Below are 12,535 nucleotides of genomic sequence, written 5' to 3' on the forward strand. Positions count from 1 at the left end.
CTAAAATCTTAATTATTAGCAAACTTTTTTCTAAAGAAAACAAATGCCACTGTAACCATTAACGTAAGGCCTATTACAGTAAAAAGAGTCGTTCCTATGCCACCCGTTACCGGAAGAATCCATCCACTTTTATTATTTTCAATCGTCAATTTAACCGTTTGATTATTTTCACTAATCTTTACATCAATGGGGTCTTTTAATAATTGATACGATGCTTTTGTACCATCTTCTTTTGTATATGTTGGTGCTTTCGTTTCAAAAATATGATAGTCTCCATATGGAATGTTAGACCATTTAATAACACCATTTTCATCTGATACACCTGTTACTTCTTTTCCTGCTACAACAACTATTTTTCCATTTTTATCTTTAAGTACAAACTCTGCACCTTTTAATTTATTCTTATTAGCACCATCAATTTTTGTTAACTCAATTATTCCAGTTGTTGGAACAACAACTACAGGTTTAGATTCCTTTTCTCCAATTACATCATTTTTATTTGTAAAATGTATTTTTGCTGTATTTAAAATTTCCGAACCAGATGGTACTCCTTCTTTTACTTGAGATTTAATTTGCAAATGAAATTCTTTTTTACCATCTAATTTTGTGAAATCTTTTACTGTAGCTGTTACTTTTTGACCTTCTATAGCTACCTCTACAATGCTTGCATTTACTTCTGCTCCATCAATTTTCACGATTGGCTTTCCTTGAATCACTAAACGATTATCCAAAGTATCTGTTACCACATATTTTTTGTATTCCTTAATGTCTTCTGGAATTAATGTTTTAATATCATAATTATAATTAGTTAACGGATTGATTGGTAACGCTTCCAATTTTCCGTTAATCTTTTTATCAATTGTTGGTTCTTCATAGTTTTTCACTTCTAATTTAACTACTGTACCAGAAGTAATAGTTCCATCTTCATTAATTGTTCCGGAGTTCTTAACAAAAAACTCACGTTTAGTTGGATCTATTACATAGCCTTTCGGAGCTTTTGTTTCTTGGAAATAGTATTCTCCATACTCCAATCCTTGCACTCGAATATGACCATTAGCATCTGTTGCTAACTCTTTTTTCACTTCTGTACCGTCTTTTTTAAATAAAGAGAATACTGCACCTGCTAATGCTTTTTCATTTACACCAGTTTTTATTAAATCCACTGCACCACGTTTAATCTCATTTTTGGGATACATGTGAACATCATAGTTTAGCACCTTACCCTCTTTATTCGTTAATGGAATATCCACTGTATACGTATTTGGATTTAAGTTAACATGTGGAGGGCCTGCCACTTCTTTCACTTCATAACGTCCTAGCGGAAGATCTTTTAATACAGCTTGTCCGTTATCATCTGTTACTACTTGATTTGGAGTGGCTCCCATTACAGGTTTCACGTCTTCTTTTACGATTTTCCCATCGTTTGAAATTTTTTCAAAAGAAGCAACCCTTTTCACTTCAAACGTTACACCTTTTAATGGTTTCGCATCTTTTGGCACCTCTTGATTTGCAGAACCGTCACCTTCTAGTCCCTGCGCTCCATCTTTTTCTTGTTCATACTTATGAATCGTTAAAGTACCTTTAGATGGTGAATCTGCCTTTACTAATACACTAGACCATGTAGAAAATGTTAAGAAAAACACTAAAAGCACACTACATATTTTTTTCATTTCTCTTATCCCCTTTACTACTTCTATCATTTTAAAAATCTCTTTATTACTATTACCTTCTTAAAAGCAATAGTGTGCCAAGTATCAGATTTAAACGAATAACATAAAACATAGTCGTCCAACAATCCATTGTTTACAATCACTTATTCACTTTTCTTATCTTCTATTATTACGTTGTCTCTCCGCATGATATATGTAATTTTCTCCCCTAAATTACTACTTATATCCCTACTTCAAGAATCATTACATTTGTTACATAATAGCTTTCACTGCTAATTTCGACTAGTCACTTACTGTCAATCCATTCATTTCTCCCTTCCTATCCCTATTTAAAATCCAATCTTAATCATTTTTTAATACATATAAGTAATAACCAACAAATAAGTGTGACGATTCATATTTTACGCTACTGCCCAAAACTATTACCTGTATATTCAAATAATATGTGCTATATATGTTAAATTATGGTATTATTCTTAGAAGTTTATAACTTTTATTTATATTTTTTATTAATAAAGGTTTTCCCTTTCTACTTATGAAAAAAGGAATATATGTTTATTTAACTATTACGCATAACTGTAAGGAGGAAGAATATGATTAAAAAGCTCAGTCTAGTTGAGATAGAGTACATTTGCAATGTGTTTTTCCAATCTTTTGAAATTCCAGTTTGTTTTTTAGATTGTAACAAAAATATTCTTTTAGAATTCACATCAAAAAATGATTCACATTCGTTGTATACATCAAAAATAGAACAGTTACATGTGCTTTTTCAAAGAAATGATACATATAATTCCCCCATCTTCAGAACTCACGAACATCTAGGGCACTTCATTTTAATTCACATAAAGAGCGATTATATGGTGAACGGTACTGTTATTATCGGGCCCTTGGCACATGTAAACTTTTCTACAAGTAAAGCGGATAGTAACCTTAATTTTATTCCGAATTATAAAAGAACAAGAGACCATTATTTCTCATTGTCAGTCAAAGATCAAAATTTCTTTATAAATATAGCAATATTGTTCTATAACATTCTCTATACAAAAAATTCAGATGTAAGCACCTTTTCAAATAATAGTGACTCACTTCATATAAGTCATAGCAGAATCTTAAACGAAGATGTATATATTTCAATGCAAAAAAGCGAATCCATTTATCATAATTTATATATAGAGCAGCAACTACTTAGGTCTATAGAAAACGGGGATAAAGAAACCGTACTCAAATATTATTACGAATTCCAACAAGAGACTCTTTCATCTTTATCTTCATTCCATCAATTACGACGTCATAAAAACATTTGTATTTCATCCATCACGCTCGCTACTAGATATGCGATAAAAGGGGGACTTCCATCTGGGATTGCTTACAAAATTTATGATTTACATATTCAAAGAACAGAAGATTTAAAAGACAAAGAATCTGTTTGGGATTTATTAAAAAATGCTTTCTGTACCTTTGCAGACCGTGTAAAGGCACAAAAAACACAGCAACATTCACAAACTATTGCTATTTGCAAAAACTATATTTTTAAAAACATTTACAATCCAATATCTGTTAAACAACTTGCTAAATTTGCAAATGTGAATTCAGATTATTTATCTATATTATTTAAAAAAGAAGTCGGTATTTCATTAATTGAGTACATTCAACGTGAACGAATCGAAGAAGCAAAGAAATTATTAACTTTCACCACCTATCCCTTATCAGACATATGCGCTTCGCTTAATTTTAGCGATCAAAGTTATTTTACTAAAATCTTTAAAAAATTCACCAATGAAACACCTGGTAAATACCGAAAATCTCATGTTGTCATTTAGAGTGAAACTTCCATTAAAAAAAGTGTTTTCAGTAACTCATCAATGGCAGATTAGAAGCACTCCCATATTCATGAACTATAGAATTCATGCTATTTTCAAATCAAAAAACACGTTACTATTCTTTTATTTTAATGAGAATAGTAACGTGTTTTTTATGTAATGTAGTTCAGTAGACAGAATAACATCCAACTGCAAATTTTTACAGAAGTCAAATGTACCGCTTAACTACTAAAATCTTAATAAGTAAAAAATCCATATTTCATTTTACTTACTTTCTACTTTATTTCTTCTGGATAATGAACTCTTTTCTTCAAACGAATAATCCCTACTATTATTTTTGTATCTTTCTAAATTTGCGAACCAAAGTGAGTACTGTACCTGTAATAATCATTAATATGCCGATTGCTGCACTGTTAGTGGTACTTACACCCGTCTTTGGAAGCTCCTTATATGTATATTCTTTTTTATCGGTATTACTGTTGTTTGAGATATTATTCTTAATTGTTTTATTTGCAAGGCCATTAGCTTTGCTAGTTTCTTTATGTTTCACTAATACTTTTTGTACTGTATTTACCTCATTACCCACGGAATCTCTAACACTATATAATATTTCATAAGTACCAGCTTTAGTTATATCTATAGTTCCTTCATACGCTACTTTAGAAGTAAGGTCCCGATCCTCTTTATCAGTAGCTGATACTCCTACCCACGGATCAAATTGATCACCCTCAGTAATTGAAGTTGTAGCAGGTACTTTTAGTATTGGTTTTTCATTTGTAACTTCTTCTCTAACTTTGACCGTTACAGTTTGCTTCGCCGTTACTTCATGACCTTTAGAATCTGTTACCGTGTATGTTAATACGTAAGTACCGGCTTTAGTTGTATCTACTTCACCATCAACTGTGATTTTAGCAGTGAGATCACTGTCTTCTTTATCTATAGCTAATACTTCTTCCATTGGAACAAATGAATCTCCTACATGAATTGTCGCTTCAACAGGCACTGTTAATTTAGGTTCTAAATCTGATATTTCTCCATTTCCCTCTACAATTACAGTCTGTGTAGCCGTTGCAGTCTTCCCTTGAGAATCAACAACCAGGTATTCTACAATGTATGTACCTGGTTTTGAAGTATCTACATCGCCTTTATGCTTTACTTTATTTGTTAAATCTCCATCTTCTTTATCAACAGCTTTTACATTTCTCATTGGATCAAACGTATCACCTACACGTAGTGTAATCGTAAACGGTACAGTTAACTCTGGAGCTTGGTTTTCTGCTGTTTTTTCGTTTTCTTTCACTTTTTCTATAATTTTTGCAGCATCAAAAGCATTTTGGACTGCTTGAACTTCAATTGAGTTCATTCCATATTTATTAGTTGCCACTTTAAGACATGCCAATCTCAATTCAGAGAAATCAGAAGTCATGTTTAATTCATCATTATTTGCATAATAGAAAATATCAAACATTTTATCTTCACCAATACCATTTACATTTACACCGTTATGAGTACCACCTTGTGCAATTAAATACGCAACTTTATTAATAATACTTGAATTAAAATGAACGCCTCCATAATCCTCTCCATTTAAATCATTATATTTACTATAATCATCAGGATACGGTAGTCCTTCTGAAAAATTAATTGCAGTTGGATTTTTCATATTACGAAAAGTCGATCCCGTTTGTTCTCCTATTGTCCAGTTAAATTCCCCATTATTTATGTATTTCTCTATAGCCGTTCCCATAATATCAGATAATGCCTCGTTAATCGCCCCAGATTCTCCTGAAAATTCAAGGTTAGATTCGCTAGATGTAACTGCATGTGTAAATTCATGACCGGCTATATCGAATGCTTTTACCATAGGATCTCCATATAAAAGCATACTAATGTTATTAATATTAGTACTAAATGCATTCTCCCAATTTTCAGGATCATTTGTTCCTCCAGAATCCCACGCATGTACAACTGAAACTACTTTTTTTCCCTTATTATCAAAACTATTACGATTATATTTTTCTTTATAAAAATCATATACCTTTGTTGCTAAGAAATGAGCGCTTACCGCCTTTGGATCATTAAATGTCGTTGAAGTGCTAGTTGCTAGTATACCAGGATAATAACTTTCTTCATTTGTAATATCTCTATAATTTACATCATATGTCTCAATTCCTTGTCCTCTTGTGTAATCAGCAAGCGCATAATTCCCACTGGTCTGTTTAGAAATACCAAATGTACGAGTTACGCCTAAATCATCTTTTCCTGTTCCAGTTAATGATGTGAAATTGCTAGTTTTATTTTCCTTAACGGATTGAACATACTCTTCACTTATTTTCAAACTTGATTCTTGTACCATATCTTTTAACATTTCACCATTATGAGCATTCACTAAATAAGTTCCAGATACATAATTTGGTGTTGTAGCAGCAAATGTAACTTGATATGCATTGCTAGCCTGCCCATGATTTTCATCAACAAAAATAACCGCCTTAACTTCTGGCTCAGAAATAAATTTAGTGTCGTTTCCGTACTTTTTATAAATATATTGTTTCGATTCTTCTTTTGATAAATTAATAGGTTTCTTTAAATTTTCTTGTGTTAAATTTTGTGCGCTAGCTCCTGAAATGCTTTTAATAATACCTTTTTTATCAACGTGAGCAGTCAACTGGTGGCCATACACTTCTTTTCCTTCATATATTTGTTGCATGCGCACAAGTGTAGTTCCATCATAAGAACCACGTTTTTGAAGAACCTTGTAATCTACTCCTGTTTCTGCACTAACTTGTTTTGGAGACAAAGCATGATCCGTATTTTCCTTAAGTGCATCTTTCACTACATTCTCTGGTGCCTTTTGTGATGGTTGTGTAAGATCACCTGTACGGAACGAATCCTCTTGAATTTCTACTTGCATTTGACCAGGTTCCTCTGCATGACCTACTCCATATGGTGTTACACTTGTTAAAACGAATCCTGTTGTTAATGCAACTATAGCTATTTCTTTTTTATTTCCCATGATATTTACCTCGTATAAATTCCTATTATTTATATGAAACTGCTAAAATGTATACAATCAATTCCTAACATAAAAAGATGACTTTTGTAATCAACAAAAGCCACCTCTTTAATATGTAATATCCCTAAAATGTTTTTAATACATAATTTCTATACAAAAAAGCATTCATTAACGAGCATTTTGCAATACTTTTATTAGGTCATTTATATTTTCAACTTTCTGCTGAAACTGATCAAGTCTGCTATGTAGCAATGAAGGATTTGTATCTTCAGTTGAAATAACTTGTTTTAATTCGTTTTCTAATTTATCATACATACTAAAGAAATTATCAAATTCTACACTTATTAGCTCTTCATTTTCGCGATAGAATCTTTTTGCTTCTATATAAGTCATATATGATTTATTTAAAAATCCTAATGAAATTAAATATTTAGAAGTGTTTTCTTGATAAATAGCAATATCACACGCTATTTTAATATCAGAATAAGTCTTTTGAACAAGACAATGCAATTCAAAAATCTTAAACTTTAATCCATTATTCATTTCATCCCCTCCCATCGTATCTATTCTACATAAAATTAGAATATTATACAAAGAAAATTATTAGCATGAAATTGACAATTAAAAAAATAACTTAAGGATAAACAAAATCCCTCGCATTATAAATTATAGTTACGGAGCATTTACCAACATAACAGCAAAATAAAAAGCGAAAAGAATAAATCTTTCCGCTCTTAGAGTAATAAATACATTTCATATTGTGCTAAAGAATTCTTTTCAAATCTACATTTCTTTAAAAAACCCTCCAGTAAATTATTGTTAGGAAACCCAATTGATAAACTTGATAAATGTAATTCTTCTCTTGCTACTTGTAATAATGTCATCCCAACACCAATATTTCTATAATCTTTGTCTACGAAAATAAAACTAATTTTACCTTGTTCATTTACACATAGAGAGCCTTTTAATTCATTATCGACATATGCACCATAAAATACATTATTTGTTTGTTCGATATAATCAACATCATTTTGCCAATTTATATGGAAGTTTAACCATTTCTGAATTTCATCTTTAAAAGTTGGAAATTCTAATTGTTTTACTTCAATATCCTTACAATCTTTATTCATTATTTTAGTCAAATCATTTAAATTATAATAAGAAAGATCGTACACTTTTACATAGCCCAACTTATTATAAAAATGAATCGCCCGGTCGTTCCCTACAATGACTTCGAGAAAAAGTTGCTTACATCCATGTTGAAGTGCCTCTTCTTTATGCAGCTCAAATAATTTTTGACTCACACCAATACCGCGATAATTAGGATGAACCGCTAATGTTCCGCAGCGCATAGTCTTTATACTTTCATAATCCTTTATACCACCAAGTATTACGCCAACAGATTTGCCTTCTTCTAAAGCAAGAAAAGAATGTTCTAGCAAGTTACCTTCTGGCCCAAAAAAACGGTGTATAAAATCTCCTTTTGAAACTTCCATTTTAATAATGTAATCTGAAAATCCCTCTTTAAAAGCTTCATATACTAAATCAATATTTACTTCACTACACCTTTTATATTGAATCATATAAAATTGTCCTCCAATTGCTTGTATTAAACTCAACATGTAAGCATATAATAAATTCCATCTATTATTAATTTTATCTCTTAATTTGAAATGAACGGACATTTCCCTACATATAACTCACTATTAATTTGTTTTATAACAAACTATCTATTATTTACTACATTAATCTCATAAACACGTAAAAAAGCAATTAAATGCTCACATGCTCTTTCGCATGCTAGCATTTTAAAGATTTTTTGTTCTTCTTTCGTTTTATCATTTGCTTGATCTGAAGCAGCTTTTAAACATAGAAATGGTTTTTTATTTATTTGACACACATAGGCGAAAGCTGCTACTTCTTGATCAACTGCCAATGCTCCATATACGGTATGGAGTAAATATCTCATTTCCGAACTACGAATACGTTGATCTCCTGATAAAAATGTACCGAAATGTATCGGATCATACGATCGTATTTTTTTTATTCTTCTTACAAGTGATTTTGTTGTTTCAATAGGTGCTGTTCTACCGTTATATAAATTAAAAACATTTTCCCCTGAACCAGCAGCAGTAACATCGTGTTGTATTGCGTTTAGTGCGACTACAATATGACCGTTTTTCACCTTGTTTGATAAACTTCCGCATATTCCTGTCATAAACAACTCATCTGGCTGAAACTCACTAATTAACAATTGTACACAACTAGCGCAGCTTACTTTACCAACACCAGTAACAACTGATATAATTTCCAGCTCATTAATAGTATGAAAATGAAATTCCCAAGCTGCTCTTTTTTCAACACGTTCACTCGGATAATGTTGATGCAAATACGTCAGTTCTGGTTCCCATGCAGATACAATTGCAATACGTTTCATTACACGCTTCACTTCCCCTATTGTCATTTAAATAAGTTATCTATACTTTCTCGTTCATAATCTGGAATCCATTCTTTATATTTCTTATATAAATCTCGTATTATTTCTTTATTCTTCGCAATTACTTCACATCCTCTATCATCATACATAAACATGACAATATCTTTCGTTGCATTTATGAGAAATACATCTGGATAAGAAATTCCTTTTTTCCGTCCAAATCGAGGATACAAATCAGAGAAATCCTCATGATTAGCAGCTTGTATAAGCGATTCATATTTAATATCTTCCGCAAGACATTTTAAAGAAAATTGATATGTACAATATAAAGTGAAACTTTAATCAGTGGGGGTTTTGTTCATCCCCCACTGATTATCAGCCCTCACCAATCGGGCTTTTAGGGGCAGTTGATTCCCACCTACCTTCTTTGCTTTCGCTGAATTTTGAGGTGGGGGTCTTACTGCCCGGCAAATAGCGGGATAAATCTGCCTCTTCATCTTCAAATAGAAACGGTAACGTTTCTTGTCTTATATGAAATCTTAAATCTCTTTTCTTAATATATTTATTGTATACATTTATTTTCTGTGGAGTTTTTGTGTTTTCCTTTTTAAATCTATAAACATTTGTCACTACAAACACTACATCTTCTTTTGAAAATATGTCTTCAAATAAGAATTTATTATATGTATATAGTTGAGAAAAGTATTCCATATTTAAATCGTCGGTTCCTTCTACAATTTGATATTTATCTTTTCCAAAATCAAAATGCAAATGATTTCCCCACTGAGAATATAAGTACGGTACTAATGTAACTCCTGGAAATGTTTGATTCATATATTCTTTTAATTGCATTTTTTTGTCCCTTCTACTCTACAATTTCTTTTAAATACCAATATGCTTCTTCTAGCCACGGATGCATAACTTTCAATGTATCTTTCCTTTCCCACAAATATGAAATATATACAAAAGCAGCTTTTTCTAAAGATTTTTCCAATCCTTTTTTTATTTCTATTAAATATGGTGGTGTCCCCTTTTGATCCCATTCTATTTTATCTGCAACAAATAAAACTAAATCCATCTTTGTTGGGTGTTTACGCAGTGTAGTATGACAACAAATTGCATCTAATACTTCTTCATCTTCTACTTTAAATATTTCTTTTGCGATTACTCTCGATAGTTTTTGATGAATAATCATAGGAAACTTTCTTTCTGCTTCCTCTATTTCTACCCCAAATTCTTCAGCAACTGCAATCCACTCCTCGTTCGGAAAAATGCCACTAATATCATGTAAATATCCTGCAATTGCTGCTTTTTCTTTATCTACGTGAAACTTTTCTGCAATCTTTTTTGCCTCATTTGCCACACGAATTGAATGTTTATATGTAAACTCTTTATTATATTTTAGTAGAAAATCTTTAATATCATTGTCTATTTTTCCAGTTGGAGTAAATGAATATATATCATTATATAACATAGAAAATCCCCCTTATAACTAACTTTCATTATAATGCAGAATTTAAATATCTTTGTTATTTTATATTCGTTATTAATCTTTTTACTCCTTTTTAATACGTTACATGAAATTTTATACAGAATCATTGCTACAAGTACATAAATGTTTGATATTATAGTAATGTTGATGATTTGTAAGGAAAGGAACTACAAAATGAATAAAAACATATTAATTATTGATGATGATAAAGAAATTGTTGAATTACTTGCTGTTTATTTGCGAAATGAAGGCTATAACATTTATAAAGCTTATGATGGCGATGAAGCATTACAAAAGGTTTCTACATATGAAGTTGACCTTATGATTTTGGATATTATGATGCCAAAACGAAACGGATTAGAAGTTTGTCAGGAAGTACGTGAAAATAATACTGTACCAATTCTAATGCTTAGTGCAAAAGCAGAAGATATGGATAAAATATTAGGTCTTATGACAGGTGCCGATGATTATATGATCAAACCATTCAATCCATTAGAATTAGTAGCTAGAGTGAAAGCTTTACTACGAAGATCATCTTTCCAAAATGCTACTTCGCAAAAGAATGAAGATGGTATTATTCGTATTCGCTCTGTTGAAATACACAAACATAATCATACTGTTAAAGTAAATGGAGAGTATATTAAACTAACCTCTATTGAATTCGATATTTTATATTTACTTGCGAGTAATACAGGAAGAGTATTTAGTTCAGAAGAAATTTTCGAACGCGTTTGGAATGAAGATGGTTATGGTTCAAATAAGACGGTAATGGTCCATATTAGCAACTTACGGGATAAACTTGAAACAGTAATGAATGGAGAAAAATTGATTCATACTGTTTGGGGAGTTGGCTATAAAATTGAGAAATGAAGCATTTGATATATTAAAAGATATTCCTAAATGGAAACTTATTTTTTGGCTCTTATTAGCTATCACACTCACTCCTATTACTGAATTAATTATTTATCGCCTCGTTACGAGTGTAATTGAGAGTTCACTTACTCTAACCGAACTTGGTAAAGAATTCATTCGAATTTTTGGTTATGAAAAGTATAAAGGGATTAAAGAGTCGTTATGGATGATGATTGTTTCTTATTTGTTTTTATTTTCTATTTTTTCATCCTATCTTTACATTTTTTATCGTCACGAGAGAAAACTTTACTATGAAACTTGTATTAAAAAAATGATAGAAGAAATTCGTTATATTGCAAATGGAAACTTCAATCATAAAGTTTCTATTGTAAATCATAATTATCTGGAAGAGTTAGCAATCGGGGTCAATGAAATTGTTGAACAATTAAAAGTCTCAATTGATGAAGAAAGACAAGCGGAACAAGCCAAAAGTGAACTTATTACAAATGTATCACATGACTTACGCACTCCTCTTACTTCTATAGTTGGATACGTAAATTTAATCCATCATGATAATTATAGAGATGAAGTGGAATTGCGATACTATATTCAAGTCATTTACGATAAAGTAACTCGTCTTAATGCATTAATGAATGACTTGTTCGAATATACACGTGTTCAAAATAAAGAATTAAGCCTGTATTCTGTCCCCATTGATATTGTAGAGTTACTTGGACAATTAACTGTTCAATTCCGAATACAGGTTCAAGAAGCTAATATAGAATGTCGACCTTCTTTCCCATCTCAAAAGCTCATGGTATTAGCTGATGGTGACAAATTAGTGCGTGTGTTTGAAAATCTTATTATAAACGCTATCGCTTATGGAAGCGAAGGTCGCTATATTGACCTTACTGCTTATGAAAGCAATAATATGATTACAATTGATATAACAAATTACGGACAACCTATTCCTAGTACGGATTTACCTCATATTTTTGAACGTTTTTATCGCGTTGAGAAATCACGCTCTACAAACACTGGTGGATCTGGACTTGGATTAGCAATTGCAAAAAGTATAGTCGAATTGCATAAAGGAACAATTGAAGTATATAGTGATGACGAAAAAACAACTTTCACTGTAAAACTACTCCCTTACAAAGGTTAATATCACAAATAAAAAGTTCAATTTCTTAACATATAAGAAATTGAACTTTTTCCATTAATTACAAAAAATAAATAATCCTTTATAAT

At 31.1% G+C, this 12,535-nt stretch carries 9 protein-coding genes and 2 pseudogenes; 3 read left to right on the top strand and 8 right to left on the bottom strand.

The features are described 5' to 3' along the window. Window positions 1–8 precede the first annotated feature (8 nt). On the bottom strand, window positions 9–1,670 hold the full coding sequence (locus C4S65_RS24860) for a SpaA isopeptide-forming pilin-related protein (RefSeq protein ID WP_103945522.1): 1,662 nt from the start codon (window positions 1,668–1,670) through the stop codon (window positions 9–11). Window positions 1,671–2,263: 593 nt separating this feature from the next. On the opposite strand from C4S65_RS24860, the gene C4S65_RS24865 reads away from it, so the two are divergent. Further along, window positions 2,264–3,490 (top strand): helix-turn-helix domain-containing protein, encoded by a 1,227-nt coding sequence (locus tag C4S65_RS24865; RefSeq protein WP_061665880.1) that lies wholly within the window; start codon window positions 2,264–2,266, stop codon window positions 3,488–3,490. Between the two features lie 331 nt (window positions 3,491–3,821). On the opposite strand, the gene C4S65_RS24870 is transcribed toward C4S65_RS24865, so the two are convergent. The 7 genes and pseudogenes from C4S65_RS24870 to yqeK form a co-directional block, all read right to left on the bottom strand. Further along, window positions 3,822–6,503: a M4 family metallopeptidase gene (locus tag C4S65_RS24870; RefSeq protein WP_086406184.1), complete on the bottom strand. Its 2,682-nt coding sequence runs from the start codon at window positions 6,501–6,503 to the stop codon at window positions 3,822–3,824. A gap of 168 nt (window positions 6,504–6,671) precedes the next feature. Beyond that, window positions 6,672–7,046 carry a hypothetical protein gene (locus tag C4S65_RS24875; protein ID WP_086406183.1) on the bottom strand — a complete coding sequence of 125 codons (375 nt, stop codon included), beginning with the start codon at window positions 7,044–7,046 and terminating at the stop codon, window positions 6,672–6,674. Window positions 7,047–7,237: 191 nt separating this feature from the next. Next, window positions 7,238–8,086 carry a GNAT family N-acetyltransferase gene (locus C4S65_RS24880; protein ID WP_086406182.1) on the bottom strand — a complete coding sequence of 283 codons (849 nt, stop codon included), beginning with the start codon at window positions 8,084–8,086 and terminating at the stop codon, window positions 7,238–7,240. Window positions 8,087–8,229: 143 nt separating this feature from the next. Beyond that, window positions 8,230–8,967, bottom strand: coding sequence for a 5'-methylthioadenosine/S-adenosylhomocysteine nucleosidase (gene mtnN, locus C4S65_RS24885; protein WP_029442355.1), 738 nt, complete (start codon window positions 8,965–8,967; stop codon window positions 8,230–8,232). Then, a pseudogene (locus C4S65_RS34070) lies at window positions 8,964–9,269 on the bottom strand (DUF3885 domain-containing protein); the annotation flags it as partial. The pseudogene C4S65_RS34070 and the gene mtnN, both read right to left, overlap by 4 nt. Window positions 9,270–9,420: 151 nt before the next feature. Then, window positions 9,421–9,792 (bottom strand): annotated as a pseudogene (locus C4S65_RS24895) (hypothetical protein); the annotation flags it as partial. Between the two features lie 13 nt (window positions 9,793–9,805). After that, window positions 9,806–10,414 (bottom strand): bis(5'-nucleosyl)-tetraphosphatase (symmetrical) YqeK, encoded by a 609-nt coding sequence (gene yqeK / locus C4S65_RS24900; protein WP_000966601.1) that lies wholly within the window; start codon window positions 10,412–10,414, stop codon window positions 9,806–9,808. Between the two features lie 192 nt (window positions 10,415–10,606). Here yqeK and C4S65_RS24905 point away from each other — a divergent pair, with 192 nt between their 5' ends. Next, entirely contained in the window at window positions 10,607–11,302 is a 696-nt protein-coding gene (locus tag C4S65_RS24905) for a response regulator transcription factor (RefSeq protein ID WP_001038809.1), read from the top strand. Continuing rightward, window positions 11,292–12,449: a HAMP domain-containing sensor histidine kinase gene (locus tag C4S65_RS24910; protein ID WP_001243313.1), complete on the top strand. Its 1,158-nt coding sequence runs from the start codon at window positions 11,292–11,294 to the stop codon at window positions 12,447–12,449. The genes C4S65_RS24905 and C4S65_RS24910 overlap by 11 nt, the downstream gene beginning before the upstream one ends. Window positions 12,450–12,535 lie beyond the last annotated feature (86 nt).

The organism is Bacillus sp. ok061 (assembly GCF_900108285.1).
GTDB classification, from domain to species: Bacteria; Bacillota; Bacilli; order Bacillales; family Bacillaceae_G; genus Bacillus_A; species Bacillus_A thuringiensis_S.